Here is a 21,310-nt window from a genome sequence, read left to right on the forward strand (position 1 = left end):
GCGAGCTTTCAAACCGCATCAAGTTCTTATCTATCAATTGTCTTGGAGAAATGATAGAAAGTTATGGTGGAGCATCGGCGATCTTATGCAAACCAAATGCTTTTGTGATGTGATTGGTGGATGATTTTTGAACAGCACACCAGCCAGGAAATAACTTGCTAGTTCTCGGAAAGGAAGGTGTTAGCTCAAAAAGGAGCTGACTTATGAAAATCACCGACCTCGAACCTTATCGTCCGCACATTGACAACTTCGACCTAACCGAAGAGCAGAAGCTGGAGTTATTGAATACACTGGCTGAAATAGCGGACAAGATTATAGAGAGGAGATTTAAATCTTTTGAGCAAAAAGAAAAATAGCTAGATATTTTTACGTAAGTCATAAAATTTGGATGGTTCTCCACTATCTAACTCTGCATCAATAAAATATCTTGTTTCTTTTTCGGTTTCAAAAACTTGATTTCTGCATTCGTCAAAATAATCACGCTCTGTTGAAAGTTCTTCTTCTTGATCGACCTTCCAACTATGATCAAAGTAGCTGGCAATCATATACAGGCAGAATAGTGCTGTAATAGTTCCAGCAACTCCATAACTATCATAGACCGGATGGTAGATTAGAATAGCCAATACAGCTGCTGCCAATCGAGCTTTTGGTCCTTTGTATTTCGCCTTATTCAGCTCTTTTCGCGCATCATGCAAATTTAACTTCGCATTATCGATAAAGGCCTTTGAGAGAGCTATTCGTAAGCTTCAATTAACTTTTTACGCTCTTCAACATTGGGGTAAGAAGTAAGTCTCTCTGATTTGTTCAATTTCGCTCGCATAAGGGTACTCAGTTTTCAGGCCATCAATACCAGCGGCAGCTTCTGTCTTTTGTATTTCAGAGGCGATTTCTTCGAGGTGTTTTTCAAGTTGTGATCTACGCATTTTCATCTACCTTAAACCGAGTTATAAAGAAATCATGTTTTTATCATGAATATTAATTGGAAAATGCTGTTCAGCAGACATCCAACTTTCTCCACGAAACTCACTCATATTACTTCCTAAATATAGGATAACCTTTTGGATATCAACGGATTATAATGCTGCTATCTGTATATGTACCATTATAACAGGGAATATACTGCGTATGGTCTGGGATTATCGCCAGCAAAGCAGCGCAAAACTGACAGATGCAATGAAGCAGGAACTTGTGACGCTTGATCGGGGTATTGAACAACTTCTGGATCGCATTGTAGATGCATCCAGTCCAACGGTCATCGGTGCCTATGAGAAACGTATTGAGGGTATGGAAAAACGAAAGCTGGTTTTACAGGAGAAACTGATACAAAAAGCTAGCCCCGTTCACAGTTTTGAAGATACGTTTAGAACCGCTCTGATGATTCTCTCAAATCCGCTGAAAATATGGCGTTCTGGAGAGTTCGAACAGAAGAGAATGCTGCTCAGGATGGCATTTACCGATAAGCTGGTATATGCCAGAAATAAGGGGTTTAGAACCGCCGAAAAGGCGCTCTCATTCTCGCTTATAGGGCAAATTGCTAACGATAATGAAGGAATGGTGGGCCCGGGAGGAGTTGAACCTCCGACCTCACGCTTATCAGGCGTGCGCTCTAACCACCTGAGCTACGAGCCCGTTCACTGTCATTTACAGCAATAATACAAACCACACTAATTATGTGCGTAGCGTATAAACAATGAAGGAAATGAGTTTTTAAGGCTCATTATGTTAAAAGTCAATGTTTTTAAGGATTTATAGTGATTTAAGAGAATTATCATCTGAATGACTATGACGTTATTATCCAAAAGACAAGGTTTTCCGCAGCGAAGCAAGCATAAAACTGAACAAAGTACGACCAGCAGTTCGCGCGAGCCTTCAGCCTTTCCATATACCTCATGTGCCGCCAGTAGGCGGCACGAGCCCTCAGCAATGCCTAATGAGATTTTCAGTAGAAAATCTCGGAAGGCAAATATCATAAACTACCACTAGAGGGAGAGGGGATATTCATGAAAAATGAGGAACAAGAAGCACAGCCAGTAGGCAGCATGAACCTTCAGCTATGTCGCATCCGCCTTTGCGCTTGCGCGCTACGGCGAGACAAGTGTGAAAGACAGTAGGCTTTCACGGGGACGGGGGAAAATCTGTATCAAACAGAGGCGCTAATGGATAACACTCTGCTGTGTGGGAAGATTATCTGTACTGTTGTGCCTTCATTCTGTCTGCTACTTAATATAAGCTTTCCTCCGTGTAGCTCAGCGTGCATTTTACATAACGGCAGACCAAGACCGGTTCCCTCATGATTTTTGGTACGGTGAACCTGCCCAAAAACAGACAGCGCTTTTGGAATTTCATTTTCTGGTATCCCAATACCGCTATCAGCTACTGATAGAACCATATTACGCTCACTGTCAATATTTGCCGAAACCGTTATATTACCGTTCTGTGGTGTAAATTTGAATGCGTTTGAAAGGAGGTTTATTAATATTTGTCGTATTTTACGACCATCGCCCAATAAGATAGGTAGACCTTGTTCTACCCTTACCAAAAGCTCAATATTTTTGGTTTTTATTTTGCCTTTCATAATACGAGTTGACTCATTTATAAGCTCGCTAATATTTACTTTTTCCTCAACAAGCTCTAATTTTCCAGCATCACCTTTAGAAAATTCCAGTATATCGCTTATCAGTTGGAGGAGGTGACTGCCGCATAAGTTAATATCATATATACGCTCTTTTTGTTTAGTGGTAAGTGGTCCAAAATAACCAGAATTTATCATTTCAGAAAAACCAATAATAGCGTTTAACGGTGTTCTCAACTCATGGCTCATATTCGCTAGAAATTCCGATTTTGCTTGGCTTGCGAGAATAGCCGCGCTTTCTGATTCCTGTACACGTATAACTTGGCGCGCCATAATTAGAGCGAATATGGAGAGAATAGTTCCAAATATCGTAAATAACGCTAATATCCCAATATCACGTATTCTGGATTGATACCACTCCGTGAGATATTCGTCTTCGTCAAGAACTATATGAACCGCTATTGGCAAATTCTGCAGTATTTTAAGTGCCATTATCAGATCAGAATCGTTTGAATGTACGTTGCGCCTATATATAGCTCCTTGCTTTTTTTCCTGTTCCGCCAGAAAATTTCTTCCCAACAACTCATTTAATTTAGCTTTGTATGTACTGGCGGCGAGTATAGTTTTATCAAACAACATTATAGACATGAATTGTTTGTCATTATAGTTGATTGAGTTATAAAAATTAATAAAATACTCAGGATCAATAGCTGCGATTACTATACCGTTAAAGCTTCCATCTTCATTACTGCGTCTTTTACTCATTATTATGAGCGGTTTATTGTTTTTTGATTCATATTTGCCAATAAAAATATCTCCGCTACTGGTATTCTTAATATGATCAAAAAGTTTATCTCCTAGAATTTTATAATTAAAATCCGCCCAATTTTTATAATCTGGTTTATATGACAATATTTTTATAGAGCCATTAGTGTCAAGCAACGCAATGCCAGCTATTTGTGGTGTTGTTTTAAGCCAGCTATCAAACTCAGTTCTTATCTGCTCAATATTTTGTTTTATCTTAGATGCTTGCTCCAGATATAAGCTTGCTCCAAGAAAGCTGAGTTCTATATGTTCACCTAGAATACTTACGAGTCGTATAGAATTTTCTTCACCTTTTTCTATGGCTTGTTTATATTCCTTCGTTCCTTGATAGATTATAATAAATATAAAGGTCAGCATGATAAGAACTGAGAACGCTATTAGGTAGCGTATTCTCGGTGATTTAAGTCGTTCTATCTGCTTTTTCGTCATTAATTTTTTCTTGTTTTTATTGGTATTTTTATCATTTTTCTTAATTGGTTAAAATAATAAATTTTTTACAACATCATAGATTTAACCTAATATAATTAATTTAGAGTGATAATATAAAGAATATTTAGTTAACACGCAGGCTTTTATTAAAAAATATTATTTAATTTGCTTTAGTGGTATAATATAATAAAAATTAATAAATAGTTAAAATGCTAGGTGAATAGTCAATTTTACTATAATTTTTATTAATATAAATTAATTATTGTTGGTGTTTTGATTTGTTCACTGGCTTTAGAGAAATGATGGTAAGGTCATCACTAAATATATGTTTTTTGATATTTATCGTTTTTAATATATTCTCCAATATGTTCCCACAGGGGTTTTTTGATAACTCTTCAATTTCTGATAGAATAGATTTTTCAGTAAATAATTTCTTGTTGTCATTATTTATTTCTACCAACGCGTCACTATATATCAATAACTCATCATCATTGGTAAATTCTAATAAATTATCATTGTAGTTTGCGTTTTGATAAGCTCCTATCGGGATTCCTGTGCAATCTAAGAAGGTTGCCTTGCGATTATTTATTGCTATTATTGGTGGCATGCCAGCTCCACAATAGCTTAATGTTTGTGTTTTGTAATTAATAATACCGGCAAAACACGTAAGATATTGACCATCTTGTAACTTACTATGAAAATCACGATTCATATTAGTAAATATTTGTGACAGATCTCCTAACGGCAGAGTAAGTCTTTTTATATATTCATGCAGCCATAATATATCAATTAAAACAGCAGCACCATGATAGGAGAAATCAGCGACAAAAATAAAGAAGCTATCTTTATCCATTTCTCTAAGAGTCCAATAATCTCCACCCATAGTTTGTGGTGTTTGATATACGTAATTAATTTCCACTTCGTATTTTTTCTTGTAAGTATTTAACTCTTTTTTTGAAGGTAATAAAGAACGCTGTATTCCCGCTGCCGTTTCTAGGTCACTACTACTTATATTTTGATTATTTTTTATTTTTTTAAGTAGGTAGTCTTTAGCTAAAACTATATTTCTACACTCATATATCTCATCTGATTGTTCGGTTCTATTTATCATTTCTTTTGCGCCGCGCAATTACAATATTATCTATAATGAATTAGTTTGTTTGCTAATCAACAATATTAAATTTATCATATGACTTGGTCATCTGTAACAGCGTTTTCACATCTCCAGATGGGTTGTACAAGGTGAGGGGGATGTTGATTTTTTTACATTCATTTCGTGCTATAATAAGCATCCCAAGACCAGCTGAATCCATAAAATATAATTCATCCATATATATATTAAGAGAATCTATATCCGCTACAAGGCATTCATTAAGAGAGTTGCGAAATCCCCTATCATCAAGAAAAATAAGCTTTTCTTTTAGATGAATTTCGGCACTTTTCTCATTTATAATTTTTGTAATAGTCATGATAAGGAAATGTTAATTCTTTGCAATAAGAATACCGATATTGTACATTAATTTTATATTTTTAACAAATATTTTTAGCATAGTCATGATGTTTATAATTGATTTATGCTTTTAGCATAGTTCTCTAAGGCAAAGACGGAGGCCGGTGCAATAAGGTAAATGGTGCAATCTAGTAGAAAATTAATAATTTCTTATATGGTAATTTTTGATGGAAAATACAATTAAGATACTGGCTGTTGATGATGAGGAGTTCAATCTTGATATTATAAGTGAGTATCTGGAGAGCGATGGATTTGAAGTTATTACCGCTGGTGATGGCGCGGCTGCTTTAGAAAAGTTAAGAGAGCATCCAGACGTTGGAGTTATAGTTCTGGATCGCATGATGCCGAATATGGATGGTATAGAAGTGCTAAAGAAATTACGCGAAAAAGAATTGCTGCGTGATATTCCAGTAGTAATGCAAACAGCCGCCACCAGCAGTGAGCAAATTAGGGAAGGAATTGAGGCTGGAGTTTATTACTATCTAGCAAAACCCTATAATGAATCTTTGTTTTTATCCATTATCAGAGCTGCGTTAAAAGACAGTATCGGTCGTTTGGAAATGCGCAAACAGGTGAAAAGACAACGATACAGTTTGGGGCTAATGGAAGAGGGAAGGTTTCGTTTTCGTACCTTGGAGGAAGTTGATAATTTATCATATTTTATAGCCAATTGTTTCCCTGAGCCAGAGCAAGTGGTTTATGGTCTTAATGAGTTAATGGTAAACGCTGTTGAACATGGAAATCTAGGAATTAGTTATCATGAAAAAATGGGTCTAGTTCTTGATGGCAGATGGAAAGAGGATGTAGAACGTAGACTCTCTTTGCCTGAAAACGACAATAAATACGCTATTTTAGAATATTATGCTGATAAAGATAATATTACAGTAATTATTAGTGATGAGGGACAAGGTTTTGAGTGGGAAGACTACATTAAATTATCAGCGCGTAGGGCGATGGATCCTAACGGTAGGGGAATAGCGGTAGCTAAAATGAAGTCATTTCCATCACTTGAATATAAAGGGTGCGGGAATAAGGTTGTCTGTACCATAGCTCGTACCAAGCAATAACATAGCTAAACAATCACAATATCTTTTTCGTGGTCATTTAGGGTGATAATTATCCTGAATAGTTAGTCGTGTTTTGTAGGATTTCTATCCTAACAATTTGTCTTGACTTCTGCTCTATATATAGTATTCAAAAATAATATTAACTACTATATATAGTAATAATTAATTATTTGCCTTTTCGCGGAGATTTATACAGATGAATAAAAAAATGATAACCCTTTGTCCTTTACTACTATCATATCCAGAGATTTCTTTCGCTGGTGAAAGCACCGAACCACTATCGGCGGAATTAGTGGTGGAATGGCAGAATGAAAACCGCCTGTCGTCTGATGACTCCACAGTTGATGAAACGAATAACTCATTTTTTAGAGCTGAGTTAGCTCCTGTATTAAGGCTTTCATCTAATATATTTATAGATGGAGTTCTCGTATTTGAGCCATTCGCGCAAGCCGCCGCTAAAAATATTGGTGATGACATTTGGTTTGAGAGCAATGGTCTATTCGCTGAGGAAATAAAAATAAATTTTGAATATGGAAACTACACATTTTGGGGTGGTAAGTTTAATCCATCATTTGGAACTGCTTGGGATTATGGGCGGGGTATATGGAGTGAGGATTTTGCGGAAGATTATGAGATTACTGAAAAATTAGGGGTAGGTGGCTCTTATGATTTCGTAACAAAGAATTTTGGTAATCATACTTTCTCCGCAAGTAGTTTTTTCGCGGACACTACTTTTTTAAGCGGCTCAACCGTAACTAAAAGAGCACGCACTAGTCTTAAAGATGGTGGGGCTAGTAATACGGAGGATTTTTCATCATTTACGATTTCACTTGATGGTGAGAATTTAATGGGAATTGAAGATTTGAAATACCATATGGCTTATCGCTTTTTAGGCGAGCAGGATAAAAACCGTAGCGGTACGGCTGATGACGAAACTGGTTTTGCCGCTATGCTTAATTATGGTATGGCGCTGGATGAGGATTTATCTGTTGATATATTGGGAGAATATGCTTCACTTTATAATTTTGAGGGAGTTAAGAATTCAGATCGTAATTATTACTCGGCAAGTATCGTTACTACCATATATGATAATTGGAATATAACCGCTGGTTATACACTGCGAGATATAAAGAATGATGGTAGTGGTGGTAAGTTTGACGATTATTTATTTCAGTTATCGGCTGGCTACGATTTTCAAAACGGTCTTACCGCTGAGACAGGATGGCGTGTTACTGAGGAATCTAATGTGGATACGGATGTAATTGGCTTCTTGATTCGTTATACAAAGGAATTTTAGAAGAATAGCGATAAAAAACTACTTAATTTGCTGTGTTAGCTCTTTATCTGATAAGTTTAGGCAGTGTATTATCGTGAGTTCAGGAGCTGACGATTTTATTTCTTCTATCTCGCTTTCTTTTCCAAACCACATTAGCTGGTCACATTTTTTGATGAATGGCATATCTTCCAAATGGTCAGTGAAAAATATTTTTTTTCTATCTTGCCAGTTTTTTTCTGTAAGGAACTCACTTATCCTTCTTGCTTTTTCCTCACCACGATTTTCCGGTTTTCCAGCTTGTGTGGCAAGTACGTGAGAAAATCCAGCGTACCCAGCGAATGGTTCGGCATATACAGAGGCTGCGGCACTGGCTAGCACCGCGTCTATCTCATTTTCTTTTATCATTTTATGGATAGATAACATATTCGGGCGGATTTTTTCCGCAAGAGTCACACAAACATTTCTGGTCGCGGTTTTATCATCTATATTTTGCCATAACTTATGCAACTCATCACGTATATATATATGGTCGCGCCCAAATATTTTTCTCTCAGCGAATAGTTTTAGAGTTTTTATTCGTAGCGCATTGCGCCGGATAAAATTCAGCGAGTCAAACTTACCAAATAGAAAATATTTCGCCCATAAAGGAAAGCTGTTGACGCTAAGGAACGTCTCATCCAGATCAATGATAAATACAGGACTATTTTTTGAAGTCAAAGGACCAAGGTAATCGGCAGAGGACATTTTGGTATAATGTGTAATCAGTTTTAATTAATGGATTTTCAGTGGTAACAGTAATAGCGGCGGTCTTAACAGAGCATTCTTCACCAGCTTCGGCGTATATTAACTCATAAACCGCGAGCATCGTCGCTCCGCTATCCACTGCGTCATCAACTATTAGTATATTTTTTATTTTATTATTTTTAAGAAAATTACGCAACTCTTCCAATTCTTTATGGTTTGGCACAAAATTCCTGTCAGGAATAGGTGGTTTTGAGTTGAGTTTTTTATGCTCAACTATTCTAAGCTGGTCGGTAATACAATAAGGCAGGCTACCAAGTAAATTTTTAAGCCCTTTTACTTTGCTTTTGGTCTTGGTGCTTGCTCGTTGTTTGGAAATGGCAAGTAATGGTATGTCTCCGGCTTCCTTACTCATAATTTCCGCCAAAATATAACCGCCAGTCCTGATACCAACGATAACATCTGGCTTGAATCCAACAAACACAGCATCGTTAAGCCCGCGTGCCGCTTGCGTGAACTCTTTTTGGTCTAGCGTAATTACTTTTAGTTTTTTACTCATTCCGAGATTCATATAGAAAACAGAAGATCAATACAATAATATTTCTCTCCTTATTAATTAATTGTTATTGATATGGTTGATTAATCTGTAAAGTATAGTATTATCATGTCAATTATACTAATATTATACGATCTTTTAGGAGAGGTTTTATGCGTTATTCATTACTGACATTTACCGCTTTATGCACTTTGTCACTGTCAACAAATTCAGCTTTCGCTGAGGATAAGGTTATGGATCTTCCAGCCGCTGAGGAAGTGCTGCAAGCGCAGCAAAGCCTTATGGCGGATAGTGGACAAGTTTCTGATCCGGTATATATGCCCGTAGCCAGAGATGGCGAGATAATAGACTCAGCCGGTGGTGGGGCTATTGATGCAATTCTTCCGGTAGTGAAAACTGAAAGTGGCATGAGTTATATAACCGGTGGTATCGGTGAGGAGGAAATGACAGCTCTTAAGGAAGCGGCTCCCAATTTTAATGTTCGTGTATTGCTAGCCTCCGCTGATGGCGCGTATATGGGCGACGCTATTATCCGTTTTCTTGATAAAAATGACGCTGAGATATTAAGGGTGCATGATGTTGGTCCTTATTTCTATATCAATTTGCCAGCGGGTAAATATAGAGTTGAGGCGGCTTCCGCTGGTGGAGAGGTGCAAGGTAAAAACATAAATGCTCCCGCTAAAGCCTCAAAAACCGGCAAAATAGTGCTGAGATTTAAGTAGGCTCGCTTGTTTTTGTAAGTTTTGTACAAAATATATTGCTGAACTGTACCAATTATGTTAGCATCTTACTTGTTAGTAAGGTAGGTTTTTATGCAGATAGTATCTTCCAGTGATGTACGCAATAATTTTGCCGCGATGCTTGATAAAGCCCAGCATGAGCCTGTTACTATCCAAAAACAGGGTAGAAATGCGGCTGTACTGATTTCGTATGAGGAATTTGAGCGTTTGACTGACGCGCATAAACAAGCATTTCAGGTAATATGCGATGATGTAGGCGCGAGAGCTGCCGCAAGAGGGCTTACTGAAGCAAAACTCATAGAGATATTAAGTGGTAATGACTAACCCAAAGTACCGTGTCGTTATTGATACTAATTTTCTAATCAGCCGAGTTTTGACTCCAGATTCTTTAATTTCCAGCGCATTGCGGTTTATTATCCAGCGCTGCGACATATTAGTTTCACAAGCTACTATGGATGAGTTTATAGATGTCTTGAATAGGTTTGAACGTAGGGGCTATATTAATCAAGAAGAGATCATAAATCTAGTTAACTCCTATAAAAATACGGCGCAATGGATACCGATAATTAGGAAAATACAAGCTTGCCGTGATCCAAAGGATAATAAATTCTTAGAGCTTGCCGTAGCTGGTGCGGCGGATTATATAATAACCGGCGACAAAGATCTGCTAACACTCCACCCATTTGAAGGGGTAAGTATTGTGAAGGCAAAGGATTTTATTGCTGGTTTCGTATCGTAGCTATTTGATTCAGCCATCAACTTCAATTATACTCATCAATTCCCGCCATTCACCTTTGCTCATGCCGCTCTCTTCCTGTGATACTTTCTCTCCGGCGATCATTTTTTTAACTACGGCTAGCCCTTTGGCGGACAAGCTCGCTCCTCCCACCCGATAATCCATGAAGGCGTTATAAGTTATCGGCAGCCACGCTTTAAGTATGGCAAGCATCACCTCAGCGTAAGCTCGGATTTCATATTGCGCGTGACCATCAGCGCGTAGCGATAGGAAGTGCAGCAGGTTGTGCAGGTCAATTTTCCAGTACCACTGCGTATAGAAATTAAGCGATAGATTCATTCTCGCCAACTCCCGAGCCAACCCGCTTTTATTCTCATCTAGCACATTCTCATCAATATCCTCATTGAGCATTTCCTCATAATGAGTATAGGCGGTTCGCGCGTCCTGTTTCAACAGTTCCAACACTCTGTTCGCCTCATCACCACTAAGAACATTACCACGTCCTTGTCGGTTAGATTTTGACTGTGCCGCTAGATGCTCAGGAGCAGGAATATAGAACTCTTTATCCATAATAGAGTAACGGCCGGAATATTCATTAACATTAGCGGTGCGGTGACGAATCCATTGTCTAGCGATAAAAATTGGTAGTTTGATATGAAATTTTATCTCACACATCTCAAATGGTGTGGTGTGGCGGTGGCGTAGTAGATAATTAATAAGCCCAGCGTCCTCATTTACCTTTTTAGTTCCTTTCCCATAAGAAACCCGCGCGGCTTGTACTATCGCCGAGTCAGTTCCCATATAATCAATAACCCGTACAAACCCATGATCCAAAACGGGCAGGGGGGTGTAAAGCATTTCCTCAAGCCCCGTCGACACCTCACGCAATGTTGGCTGTTTTTCACTACGTAATCTGCTTATTTCATTTTCTTGTTCTTTGGTAAGTTGCATAATTCCCGCTCAAGTTAAGTTTGTTTTTTATGAGTTTTATAAAAATTAAACTATGGAATCTGTTTGGTCTATTAATTTTTTAATGTTTTTTGTATGCTAGCTTTACCAAACATTTTAATACGCAGCCATTAGGTTGCATGAGCCAGTGGAAATTTAAAAGGATAAAAAATAACCACAACAATTATAATTAAGATTTCATTTTACGATAGAAGGTGGATTTGGCGATAGAAAGAGCTGCGGAGGCGCGGGTTATATTATCATCAAAATGTTTAAGAGCCATGTGCATCGCTTCGGCTTCAATATCGTTCATGCTTTTGAAGTTTCCTTCAGCGTTTATTATACTGATATGCATATTCGGTATAGCTCTCCTATCAACTAAAGGAGGTGTGTCGCTGAATTTGAGGATTCTCTCCAATATATTATCATCTATAATATCTGAGTCGCTGAGTACCAATATACGGTGTATCAGATTTTCCAGCTCACGTACATTACCCTTCCAGTCATTTTCGGTAAGCATCTTTTTCGCGCTATCACTTAATTGTTTCGCGGAAATATTTTCTGATTTCGTGATTTGGTTTATAAAATATTCGGCAAGCGGTATAATATCTTCCTTTCTATCGCGAAGGGGTGGTATTGTAATTGGCAGAACATTAAGCCTAAAATAGAGATCCTCACGGAATTTACCATCAGCGACTTCTTTAGCTAAATTACGGTTGGTTGCCGATATTATTCGCACATTGATTTTTACCGGTTTTACCCCTCCCACCGGCTCTATCTCTTTTTGCTGCAACGCTCTTAGCAGTTTTACCTGTGACTCATGAGGTAACTCTCCTATTTCATCAAGAAATATGGTTCCTCCTTCTGCTTCACGGAATTTCCCGATAGTGCGGATTACCGCTCCGGTAAAAGAGCCTTTTTCGTGACCGAATAATATACTTTCTACAAGATTGCTCGGTATAGCACCGCAGTTTATAGCGATAAATGGAAAAGAAGAACGCTTGCTTTCGCCGTGAATAGCTCGTGCTAAAAGTTCTTTTCCCGAGCCAGTCTCCCCCATTATTAATACGGGAACATCACTTTTTGCCGCTTTGCTCGCGTATGACACGGTTTCCTTAAGACCTGTGTCATGACCGATTATATCGGAGAATTTAGCGGTAATTTCTTTTTCTTGCTTCAGTTTAGACAGTTCTTTTGAGACATTTGAGTATTTGATCGCGTTTTTTATAGCGACATCTAGTTGTAGAGGATTAGGTAGCTTAACCACAAAATCATTCGCGCCTTCCTTAATGGCTCTCACTGCGGTTTCTATATTATCGTCACCCGTAAGCATCAATACCGGTAAGTTGTTGTTATATTGACGAATTATTTTAAGCGCCTCAAACCCATCCATAATCGGCATTTTTATATCCATCAATACAGCATCTATACTATCCCCGTTAGGGCTTTTTATATAATCAACAGCTTCTTTACCATTGGTTACGTCTATTACCTCATATTGTAATTTTTTAGACAGAACTATTGACACCATCCGCCTTTGCACAGGGTCATCTTCCGCTACCAATATCTTGCCATTCATGTTTAATCTACCTATTCCATGGGTTATTTTTAACTTTCGTTAGTATGTGCTTGTTTTAGATAATTTTTATGCAAAACAAGTATGAAAGCCTTATCCGAAAGATAAGGTTTTCCGCTGCGAAGCAAGCGTAAAATTGAATAAAACCATGTAATGTTTTTATTCATAATAAGTATAAATTATAAAAGTAAATAGTTTTATAATGAGAATTCAAAATGAAAAATTTTCTCAAAATAAAACTAAACGATAATTTTATATCACTGCTTATAATTTAATATATTGATATATATAAATTTTATTTTTTGGCATAATAATTGCCTTAATATAAATTAATATTCTTATTCATAATGGGTATAAGTAATTAAAGAAGTTATAAGTATGATTATTATAGATGAATACGCTAATGAAAAGTTAAACGACGAATTGGAGCGCTTAAGGGATTCTGATGATAGTTCACCACGTGACCTCACTAGATACGTTTATTTTAATCTTTTAGATAATCCTAACATTGGTGATATAGGAGACATTGTTACTGAAGCTGCTAATAAACATATATTTTCTTTGAGTACAAAAATATATCTTTGTGATGATCGTGACATATTTATACTAACCCCATCACTTCCGGTTAAAGATCTGAGGAACTTTATAATGGAAGTAGCGAATAGCATAAATATACCAGTAGAAAATAGCTGGGTAGAGATTATGGATATATCTACCCATATAAATCATTTGCTAGTTGTAATGGAATCAAAGTTAGAGAAGAGACGTAAGATTATAGAAGATGAAAAAAAGATTAAGGAAGAGCGAAAACAGGAACGTATTAAAAAATTTAAGCACGATAATATATTAAATGTTGAAATTTCTCAGAGCAGTGATGACATTAGAAAATGCCGGCGGCAGCGTGATAACATAGAAATTATGATTATAGAGGATGATGTATTCTCTCGCCGTTTAGTAGAGAATGTTCTGCAAAAAAAATATTCACTTACCGGTCTTGGAGAAGCCAGCCATGCCCTTTCTACTTACGCGAAGTTAGCTCCAGATTTATTGTTTCTTGATATAAACTTACCAGATGTAACTGGACATGAGTTGTTGGAAAAAATCATGCGGATGGATCCCCATGCTTATACAATAATGCTTAGTGGTAACTGTGATAAAGAGAATGTTACTCAAGCGATGAAACTTGGCGCGAAAGGATTTATCGCCAAGCCTTTCACCAGAGATAAGCTTATGCATTACATAGATATTTGTGTTGAAAATAAAAACAAGGAGAAATCTCGTGAGAATTCATAAAAATAGTCAGATATATCTAAAAGCATTTGTTAATTCTCTTGAGAAAGATCCGGTCAGTTTTGAGAGTTGGAACTGCCTACATTTTGAGTTTTCTGGAGATGATAGCAGTTATGATTTTTGTAGCGATCTTATATACGAAATCAAGAACAAAAATAGTGGAGTTGATTGTGATATAATACATTGTGAGGATAATGACATATTGTTTATCAGCAAAGAATTAAACAAGGATGATTTATACGATATTGAGGAACATGTGACCTATAGTTGTATATCTAATGATATTAAGACCAAGTCATTATGTTATGATTTATTCATGGATTGGCGCATAGTTAAGGACATATTATTGTTAAAAATAGATGACCTATCGGTAATGGTATTTAAGTCCGATAATGAAAAACAAAATATTTTCGGTGAAATATCGTCATTACAGGAAATATTTGATGACGCCAGAAAATTAAGAAAAGTAAGAAATCCTATACATATTATGATAGTAGATGATGATCCGATTACAAGACGTGTAGTAAGTAATAGCTTTAAGGAAAATTATGCGCTTGTTACTGCTGAAAACGCGCGGGAAGCAATCGCCAATTATTTGACTTATGCTCCTGATATAGTTTTTCTTGATATAGGACTTCCTGACGTAAATGGATTTGAAGTGCTTTATCAAATTATGAAAAGTGATCCTGATGCCTATGTTGTGATGTTTAGCGCTAACAGTCATATGGATAATATAACATCTTCGCTCTTATCCGGTGCTTCTGGTTTTGTATCTAAGCCGTTTAGCAAAGAAAAAATGCGTCATTATATTGAGGAAAGTGCTGATTATTATAAGAAAACATTGTCCTAGATAGTAGGTAAAATTCTAAAAAAATAAACATTATATTCGTTACTAAGAGAGCCATTTATGCATGAAATTAAAAAAATAGTAAGCATATTCTTTGTGACAGTATCTGTAGTGCTTATATTTGTTCTACTAACATATTCTTGGTTCGCCCATTTTATTTACAAGCAAGAAAATATAAGGGCAATTATCGGCATTAATAATGAACAGACCTCTTTGATTAGAGATATAGAATATAATATTAATGGATTGGCTGCGGCTGAGACTAAAGAGAAAAAACAAAAATTAAACAAGTTACTTGCTGATAACTATTCGCGGCTTAGTAAAATGCACGATCAGATAGTAAATCCTAGTGAGAGCATATGGAGTATTGTATATAGTGATGTAAGGTTGAAAAAAATATATTTTGGTGGTTCTAGCAACATCAATAAAAATATAGAATCTTTAATTTCTGAGCTTGCTAAAATACTAAATACCTCTGGCGATACATCAGATCATGATAGTAGGCGATATAGTTCCATAACTAACATTACTATACCGGAATTACTTTCTAGTCTTAAGAAAGCCTCAGATATTTATCACGATATTCAAAAATATGATTTATTAGTTTTATATAATATCGCAGCCGTATTTTTGATTTTCATTCTTATTGTTATATCCAGCCTTTGGTGGTTGGTATTTAAGCCTATCTTGTCAAAATTCAAGAAGATTATTGGAATGATGAGGTTGCAGCAGAAAATAGCTATCGCTACCAATGAATCAATAAATATGGAGGAGGGACTGCAAGCAGCCATTGATGGGATATGTGATTTTATGGATTGGTCAGTGGGACATATTTATAGTTTCTCTGAAGAAGAGCATCGCCTCGTAAGTATGAGCATATGGCACTTAAAATATGGAAATCGCTATTCTGACTTTAGGAAAAAATCAGATACTTTAAGTTTTACCCCAAATTTTGGTTTTATCGGTGAGGTTTACGCGAACGCTTCAGCTATGTGGGTGGTTGATTTTGAGAACTCAGAAATTTTTCGGCGCAAGGAAGAAGCAAAAGGCGCTGGACTTAAATCCGCGTTCGCTTTCCCAATTTTTATTAGTCGCAAAGTAGTCGCCGTTATGGAATTTTATTCCTCAGATACTAGTATACCAGACGAGTTTATCCTTCAGGTCGTTGGTAATATAGGCAAACAGCTAGGCCAAACTTTTGAGCGTTCACAATTTAATGAGAAGGCAGAGTTGTTAGATACCGTGATTAAAAGCGCTAATGATGGAATAGTTATAACTAAAGCGAATCTTGATAATGATGGACCAAAAATAGTTTATGTAAATGAGGCGTTCAGTAAAATTACAGGTTATCGCGCGAATGAGGTTATTGGCAAGACCCCAAGAATCTTACAAGGTGAGCAGACAAATAGGGAAACTTTACTTGCTATAAAAAATTGTTTGCTTGAGGGTAAACCGTTCAAAGGAGAGCTTCTTAATTATAGAAAAGATGGCGAACCGTACTGGCTAGATATAGGCATCGTTCCCGTTCGTGATATGGAGGGCAAGATAACACATTTCGCCGCTATTGAACGTGATATTACCGACAGGAAAAATTCAGAAAATGAATTGAAGCAGGCTATGATACAGCTTAAGCTTACATCTATGAAGGCGGAAGCGGCAGCGAAAGATTTACAAATAAGTCTAAATAAAGCAGAAGAAGCGAATAAGGCAAAAAGTGACTTCTTAGCTAATATGAGTCACGAATTGCGTACCCCTATGAACGGTGTTTTGGGCATGGCACATCTTCTAGCTGATACTAATTTGGATAGTGAACAGAAAAATCTTGTAAATACTATAAACGGATCAGCAGAGAACTTGCTATTTTTACTAAACGATATTCTTGATTTTTCTAAAATAGAGGCTGGTGCGTTGGTGCTTGAGGACATAGCCTTTCCATTTACGGAAACCATACGTCAGGTAGTAAATTTGATGCAGACTCAGGCAGAAAGAAAAAATATATCACTTATAGTAGATTGTGAATCTGATGTTCCTGAATATATAAGAGGGGATTCAGGGCGCATTCGCCAGATCCTAACCAATTTTCTTGGTAATGCTATCAAATTTACTGACAAGGGATATGTGCATCTAGTCGCTAGTATAATTGAGGAAGGAAAAAATAAGAGTATCCACATTAGTGTTCAAGATACCGGAGTTGGCATATCAGCGGATAAACTAGGTGAGATCTTTGATAAGTTTACTCAAGGAGACGCATCTGTCACTCGTAAATACGGTGGAACTGGTCTTGGACTTGCCATAACCAAGCAACTCGTAACCCTGATGGGAGGAGAGATAGGGGTTGATAGCGTTGAAGGAAAAGGATCAACTTTCTGGTTCTCAATACCATGTAAGATAGCTCACAAGGAGGATATAGTTATGTCTAAGTCTGAAACTCATATAAATTCTAAAAAATCAGAAGATCTTATTCCTGTAGAAAACGCGAAAGCCCTACTCGTGGAAGACTATCCCGTAAATCAGATATTCGCTGAGAAGCTGTTACGCAAATTTGGTTTCAATAATATTGATTTGGCTGAAAACGGTGTTGAGGCACTACAGAAATACCGTAGTACAACCTATGACATTATTTTTATGGATTGTCAGATGCCAGAGCTTGATGGATATAAAGCTACTGAAAAATTACGTGCTTTGGAAGATGGAACTTCTATGCACACATATATCGTGGCGATGACCGCGAACGCCATGATGGGAGATAGAGAGAAATGTTTGAAATCAGGTATGGATGAGTATTTGAGTAAACCTTTACGCGCTGAACATTTGAAAAAGGTTTTAGAAAATTGGTTTAATCTTGATGGCAATAAATCCTTAATCGTAAAGAAACCTAAGATTGAGCAAGAAAATAACATAAGCAAGATAGTAGGCAGCGTTGATGATGATGAGGAAGTGCCGGTTGATATAGAGCAGTTAACATTATTTACTGATGGTGATAAGGAAGAGGAAAAAGTTCTAACAGAACTGTTTTTAGAGCAATCCAGAGAGCTTGTTGAGCTTCTTGAAAAAAGCGTCAGTGATCAAGAAAAAGAGGTTTGGAAATCAGCGGCTCATAGATTCAAAGGATCGTCAGGAAATTTTGGCGCGATGAAATTGCATAATATATGTAAGCGTGCGGAAGCGAATTCTTCCGGTGATAGAAATGATAAGATAGAACTCATGATAGAAATTAAAAGCGAGATAGAAAGAGTAAAAAACTTTATGGAAAACCACTCAAACGCCGCCTAATCCCTCTTTCCTTTGAGGGGAGAAGAGGGTGGCATCGTGGAAGAATCTACTAAAATACTCGGTATCTATTATTTAATTCATCAACTACCTCATTCATCCTATTATCAGTATGCACCGTATCGTAAAATAGATGAGATAGTACCGCTCCTTGTAGTGGTTGTGCCGTGTGAGGCGTGTTGTTGTTAAGTAATCCACCTATAGCATATTTAGAAGTAACATCTTTCATACTCGTTCTGTCAAGAGCGGAATTTGTCTGGCTGTTATCGTTAAGTCTAAGCGTTGGTACCCCATTGTTAAACCTAAAAGCGAATATATAAGGAATTTCAGTAGAGGTTGGCTTGAATATTGTGTTGCTGTCGGTTAGAACTTCTGACGAATTAATATAGTACAGGAAGAAATTGTCGTTAACATCCAAATTAATTCGCCACGACGCTCCGATGGCTGAATCATAAAAACCACATATACATTGAGCCACTCCCAGATTATGAAAACTAGCCACCACATAAACGGTAAAGCCATCTCTGTTATAGCTGAAATTATCTACAGTCATTAATTTTCTGTCGCTAGAATTATAAAAATCAGGAACATACAAACTGCCATGCCGGTAAGTGTTTATAAGCGGTTGGTCGCCACTGGTTGCCTGTAACGCGTGATTGCCATTACCACTTATATCATCCCACTGGCTTATATTACTGCCTGATAAAGTATAATTAGCGAAATCAAGCGATGATAGATGAACAAGTAAATTTCCACTGTCTGGTGTGGGATTAATAGCCGGAATTAAGGAGTTGTTTCTTATATATGAAATACCGACACCTCTACTAAAATGGATGCCATCTTTAGTGGTTGGGATATTACCACCATATAGATCTGTCCGCCATTTATAATTATTGGTTAAATCATTTACGCAGTCCGCTAAATCAATATAACCGTCTCTGCTAATACTGCCTGTGTTTTTACGAAGTCGCTCATTAAAACTAACCACTTCACCCCCAGAATCATAAGGAGTAGAAAAAGCTGTTTGATTGGTTGTAGTAAGATAGGAGTCCGTAGATGTGGTATGTGGCGGTATAGTAGTTCCCCAAAGATTACCTATTCCTTTGTTAGAAAATTCGGTAAATATACTCTGAATTCTACCTTCCATAGTACTTGCTGTAAGCGCTGAGTCCTCACTAAAATCATTAGTGCCTAGCGCTCCTACGAGAATAGCTTTGCTGATATTTAGACCATCGGCTATCACTTTATCAATAAAGGCAAGTAGTTTGTCATGGTTTGTTACCCATCCGCTAGCGCTATCGCCAAACCTTCCGATTTTCCAAAAGGCGTAGCCATGAACACTTACGATTAATTGTTCCAATGCTCCTGAACTGCCAACTAAGTCACCAGTTCCGCCTGCTGAGCCAATACCAGCTCCATTGGAATCAACAATGGATATAAAGAAAGGAGTGTTATCTGATGATTCTCCGAGTATTAGGCACGGACCATAATTTGTTTGATCGCCAGAGCCCCAGCCACCACCGCCGCCAAGCTCAACCAGTGGTGGATTAGCGTCATCATGTCCTGAACCACCTGTCTGCACAGTGATGCTAGTAACACTTCCGCCTTCCTGAGAGGCAAACCCAGTAACTCCGCTAGGCAAGAATTCGCCACCTTGTGTATAAGTACCAAATCCTGTTCCATCAACTCCCGAAAGTTCAAAAGTAGTAGAGGTAACATTAACTAAAGTGTAAGTTCCACTGTTAAGTTCGGTCATCCCGCCAACATCGCTAAATGTTCCTGTCTGTCCACTACTATAGCCATGTGCCTTACTGGTGGTAATCACTATCGGATTAGCGCCCGTTGCTCCTGTTACAAAAGCCACTGGTGTTGATTGATAATCAGCAGCTGGTTGCCCTCTGCCAGCGTCACCATAATAAGCTCCAAGTGAGAGACCAGAGGAATAATCTTGCCCGCCGCCGGTTACCGTAGCTGGTGTTTGTATCACCCCACCAGATGAGCTGAAAGTACCAGCCGAACCCTGTCCATAACCACCACCAGTATAATCTATAGTATCATTAGTACCAGAGACTATACCATCTTGCCTTGCTCTACGCCCCATGTGAGATGTAAGTACATTATAGCTTCCCGCTACTCCACCATCGCTAGCGACACGGCGGTTAATTACATGGAAAACAGTATTAGCTGGAATAGTAAGCCCAAACACACTCCAAACGCCGCTACCCCATTCTTTTACGAGTGTTTTAGTGGTGACTCCATTATCAGCGATAGCCGAATAGAATGTCCCATTATATTCAATGCCAACATTCAAATCAAAATCATAGTAAGCGTCACTATTTCCGTTTTGGATAACTATGCCATTAACAAAATATATACGTGGATTAACTAACGGTACATTACCGGTTTTGTGGGTAGTGCGGCTATTATGTACCCAGTTAGAGCTGCTATTGAATGTATAAGGGAATAATAAATTACCTGTAGCTATTACTAGGTTTTTATTATTTGTGTTCGCCAGTAATTTGAGTAATTGTCCCATTATACTAACCGTAAAGCTAATGTTAGTATGGTGTCATCAGTGGATTGAACTGTATCAGCTTCTAGTTTGATAAATTGCCAAGCGGCGGTTATCGCTAGATTAGAGATAGCCACAGGTTTACCCGCCGTAGCGCTCAAGGAAAAGTCCACTCCATCCACTTGTATTCTGTTGTAGCTTCCACCTAAAGAACTAGATGCTTGAATATAGATCTTCGTGCCATCAAAATTGCTTGGAATAAAAACTCCCGCCAGATCCATACCATGTAGATCTATCGCCGAACTTAAAATCTGACCACTTGCTACGGTAGTTGTAAGACTATAAACTTTATTTGACGCGTATGATTTTTCATTTGTCATATCATTACCCTTTTTGTTGTTCTAGGGTAACAATA

The 21,310-nt window shown here is 37.6% G+C and carries 20 protein-coding genes and 1 tRNA gene; 9 read left to right on the top strand and 12 right to left on the bottom strand.

The window, feature by feature from the left end; translation table 11 throughout:
• Positions 1–203 precede the first annotated feature (203 nt).
• Complete coding sequence (locus R3D71_01210) at positions 204–356, top strand: hypothetical protein (GenBank protein ID MEZ5690267.1); 153 nt, start codon at positions 204–206, stop codon at positions 354–356.
• Here the strand turns inward: R3D71_01210 and R3D71_01215 are convergent, their stop codons facing one another.
• The 6 genes from R3D71_01215 to R3D71_01240 form a co-directional block, all read right to left on the bottom strand.
• On the bottom strand, positions 357–695 hold the full coding sequence (locus tag R3D71_01215) for a hypothetical protein (protein MEZ5690268.1): 339 nt from the start codon (positions 693–695) through the stop codon (positions 357–359).
• 72 nt (positions 696–767) lie between these two features.
• Entirely contained in the window at positions 768–923 is a 156-nt protein-coding gene (locus tag R3D71_01220; protein ID MEZ5690269.1) for a hypothetical protein, read from the bottom strand.
• A 629-nt stretch (positions 924–1,552) separates the two neighbouring features.
• A tRNA-Ile gene (locus R3D71_01225) sits at positions 1,553–1,629 on the bottom strand.
• A gap of 511 nt (positions 1,630–2,140) precedes the next feature.
• Positions 2,141–3,826 carry an ATP-binding protein gene (locus R3D71_01230; GenBank protein MEZ5690270.1) on the bottom strand — a complete coding sequence of 562 codons (1,686 nt, stop codon included), beginning with the start codon at positions 3,824–3,826 and terminating at the stop codon, positions 2,141–2,143.
• A 259-nt stretch (positions 3,827–4,085) separates the two neighbouring features.
• Entirely contained in the window at positions 4,086–4,937 is an 852-nt protein-coding gene (locus R3D71_01235; protein ID MEZ5690271.1) for a SpoIIE family protein phosphatase, read from the bottom strand.
• 52 nt (positions 4,938–4,989) lie between these two features.
• On the bottom strand, positions 4,990–5,295 hold the full coding sequence (locus R3D71_01240; GenBank protein MEZ5690272.1) for an STAS domain-containing protein: 306 nt from the start codon (positions 5,293–5,295) through the stop codon (positions 4,990–4,992).
• Between the two features lie 208 nt (positions 5,296–5,503).
• Here R3D71_01240 and R3D71_01245 point away from each other — a divergent pair, with 208 nt between their 5' ends.
• A complete protein-coding gene (locus R3D71_01245; protein ID MEZ5690273.1) occupies positions 5,504–6,403 on the top strand; it encodes a response regulator in 900 nt (299 codons plus the stop codon).
• 196 nt (positions 6,404–6,599) lie between these two features.
• A complete protein-coding gene (locus R3D71_01250) occupies positions 6,600–7,700 on the top strand; it encodes a hypothetical protein (protein MEZ5690274.1) in 1,101 nt (366 codons plus the stop codon).
• A gap of 18 nt (positions 7,701–7,718) precedes the next feature.
• Here R3D71_01250 and R3D71_01255 read toward each other — a convergent pair whose 3' ends face one another.
• Both R3D71_01255 and R3D71_01260 read right to left on the bottom strand, forming a co-directional pair.
• Positions 7,719–8,396 carry a haloacid dehalogenase-like hydrolase gene (locus tag R3D71_01255; protein ID MEZ5690275.1) on the bottom strand — a complete coding sequence of 226 codons (678 nt, stop codon included), beginning with the start codon at positions 8,394–8,396 and terminating at the stop codon, positions 7,719–7,721.
• Positions 8,380–8,979 carry a phosphoribosyltransferase gene (locus R3D71_01260; GenBank protein MEZ5690276.1) on the bottom strand — a complete coding sequence of 200 codons (600 nt, stop codon included), beginning with the start codon at positions 8,977–8,979 and terminating at the stop codon, positions 8,380–8,382. The genes R3D71_01255 and R3D71_01260 overlap by 17 nt, the downstream gene beginning before the upstream one ends.
• A 149-nt stretch (positions 8,980–9,128) precedes the next feature.
• Here R3D71_01260 and R3D71_01265 point away from each other — a divergent pair, with 149 nt between their 5' ends.
• From R3D71_01265 to R3D71_01275, 3 genes are all read left to right on the top strand, one after another.
• The gene (locus tag R3D71_01265) at positions 9,129–9,698 is read left to right on the top strand and encodes a hypothetical protein (GenBank protein MEZ5690277.1); all 570 of its coding nucleotides are present in this window, start codon (positions 9,129–9,131) and stop codon (positions 9,696–9,698) included.
• 90 nt (positions 9,699–9,788) lie between these two features.
• Positions 9,789–10,040 (top strand): type II toxin-antitoxin system Phd/YefM family antitoxin, encoded by a 252-nt coding sequence (locus tag R3D71_01270; GenBank protein ID MEZ5690278.1) that lies wholly within the window; start codon positions 9,789–9,791, stop codon positions 10,038–10,040.
• Positions 10,033–10,455, top strand: a complete 423-nt coding sequence (locus R3D71_01275) for a putative toxin-antitoxin system toxin component, PIN family (protein MEZ5690279.1) — start codon at positions 10,033–10,035, stop codon at positions 10,453–10,455. Before R3D71_01270 ends, R3D71_01275 begins: the two co-directional genes overlap by 8 nt.
• 9 nt (positions 10,456–10,464) lie before the next feature.
• Here the strand turns inward: R3D71_01275 and thyX are convergent, their stop codons facing one another.
• Both thyX and R3D71_01285 read right to left on the bottom strand, forming a co-directional pair.
• Complete coding sequence (thyX, locus tag R3D71_01280) at positions 10,465–11,310, bottom strand: FAD-dependent thymidylate synthase (protein MEZ5690280.1); 846 nt, start codon at positions 11,308–11,310, stop codon at positions 10,465–10,467.
• Positions 11,311–11,590: 280 nt separating this feature from the next.
• The gene (locus tag R3D71_01285) at positions 11,591–12,979 is read right to left on the bottom strand and encodes a sigma-54 dependent transcriptional regulator (GenBank protein ID MEZ5690281.1); all 1,389 of its coding nucleotides are present in this window, start codon (positions 12,977–12,979) and stop codon (positions 11,591–11,593) included.
• A gap of 375 nt (positions 12,980–13,354) precedes the next feature.
• Here R3D71_01285 and R3D71_01290 point away from each other — a divergent pair, with 375 nt between their 5' ends.
• The 3 genes from R3D71_01290 to R3D71_01300 are packed head-to-tail and all read left to right on the top strand — an operon-like array spanning position 13,355 to position 18,386.
• Positions 13,355–14,269 carry a response regulator gene (locus tag R3D71_01290; protein MEZ5690282.1) on the top strand — a complete coding sequence of 305 codons (915 nt, stop codon included), beginning with the start codon at positions 13,355–13,357 and terminating at the stop codon, positions 14,267–14,269.
• The gene (locus R3D71_01295; protein MEZ5690283.1) at positions 14,256–15,116 is read left to right on the top strand and encodes a response regulator; all 861 of its coding nucleotides are present in this window, start codon (positions 14,256–14,258) and stop codon (positions 15,114–15,116) included. The genes R3D71_01290 and R3D71_01295 overlap by 14 nt, the downstream gene beginning before the upstream one ends.
• 57 nt (positions 15,117–15,173) lie before the next feature.
• The gene (locus R3D71_01300; protein ID MEZ5690284.1) at positions 15,174–18,386 is read left to right on the top strand and encodes an ATP-binding protein; all 3,213 of its coding nucleotides are present in this window, start codon (positions 15,174–15,176) and stop codon (positions 18,384–18,386) included.
• Positions 18,387–18,435: 49 nt separating this feature from the next.
• On the opposite strand, the gene R3D71_01305 is transcribed toward R3D71_01300, so the two are convergent.
• Together R3D71_01305 and R3D71_01310 are read right to left on the bottom strand one after the other, a co-directional pair.
• Entirely contained in the window at positions 18,436–20,919 is a 2,484-nt protein-coding gene (locus R3D71_01305; protein MEZ5690285.1) for a ubiquitin-activating E1 FCCH domain-containing protein, read from the bottom strand.
• Positions 20,919–21,275 (bottom strand): hypothetical protein, encoded by a 357-nt coding sequence (locus tag R3D71_01310; GenBank protein MEZ5690286.1) that lies wholly within the window; start codon positions 21,273–21,275, stop codon positions 20,919–20,921. Before R3D71_01310 ends, R3D71_01305 begins: the two co-directional genes overlap by 1 nt.
• Positions 21,276–21,310: the final 35 nt, after the last annotated feature.

Source organism: Rickettsiales bacterium, from assembly GCA_041396965.1.
Classification (GTDB): domain Bacteria; phylum Pseudomonadota; class Alphaproteobacteria; order Rickettsiales; family SXRF01; genus SXRF01.

Bases quoted from the DNA above. Each gene is read 5' to 3' on its own strand.
- R3D71_01210 (MEZ5690267.1), top strand. From the start codon at position 204: ATGAAAATCACCGACCTCGAACCTTATCGTCCGCACATTGACAACTTC.
- R3D71_01220 (MEZ5690269.1), bottom strand. From the start codon at position 923: ATGCGTAGATCACAACTTGAAAAACACCTCGAAGAAATCGCCTCTGAA.
- R3D71_01230 (MEZ5690270.1), bottom strand. From the start codon at position 3,826: ATGACGAAAAAGCAGATAGAACGACTTAAATCACCGAGAATACGCTAC.
- R3D71_01235 (MEZ5690271.1), bottom strand. From the start codon at position 4,937: ATGATAAATAGAACCGAACAATCAGATGAGATATATGAGTGTAGAAAT.
- R3D71_01240 (MEZ5690272.1), bottom strand. From the start codon at position 5,295: ATGACTATTACAAAAATTATAAATGAGAAAAGTGCCGAAATTCATCTA.
- R3D71_01245 (MEZ5690273.1), top strand. From the start codon at position 5,504: ATGGAAAATACAATTAAGATACTGGCTGTTGATGATGAGGAGTTCAAT.
- R3D71_01250 (MEZ5690274.1), top strand. From the start codon at position 6,600: ATGAATAAAAAAATGATAACCCTTTGTCCTTTACTACTATCATATCCA.
- R3D71_01260 (MEZ5690276.1), bottom strand. From the start codon at position 8,979: ATGAGTAAAAAACTAAAAGTAATTACGCTAGACCAAAAAGAGTTCACG.
- R3D71_01265 (MEZ5690277.1), top strand. From the start codon at position 9,129: ATGCGTTATTCATTACTGACATTTACCGCTTTATGCACTTTGTCACTG.
- R3D71_01270 (MEZ5690278.1), top strand. From the start codon at position 9,789: ATGCAGATAGTATCTTCCAGTGATGTACGCAATAATTTTGCCGCGATG.
- R3D71_01275 (MEZ5690279.1), top strand. From the start codon at position 10,033: ATGACTAACCCAAAGTACCGTGTCGTTATTGATACTAATTTTCTAATC.
- thyX (MEZ5690280.1), bottom strand. From the start codon at position 11,310: ATGCTTTACACCCCCCTGCCCGTTTTGGATCATGGGTTTGTACGGGTT.
- R3D71_01285 (MEZ5690281.1), bottom strand. From the start codon at position 12,979: ATGAATGGCAAGATATTGGTAGCGGAAGATGACCCTGTGCAAAGGCGG.
- R3D71_01290 (MEZ5690282.1), top strand. From the start codon at position 13,355: ATGATTATTATAGATGAATACGCTAATGAAAAGTTAAACGACGAATTG.
- R3D71_01300 (MEZ5690284.1), top strand. From the start codon at position 15,174: ATGCATGAAATTAAAAAAATAGTAAGCATATTCTTTGTGACAGTATCT.
- R3D71_01305 (MEZ5690285.1), bottom strand. From the start codon at position 20,919: ATGGGACAATTACTCAAATTACTGGCGAACACAAATAATAAAAACCTA.
- R3D71_01310 (MEZ5690286.1), bottom strand. From the start codon at position 21,275: ATGACAAATGAAAAATCATACGCGTCAAATAAAGTTTATAGTCTTACA.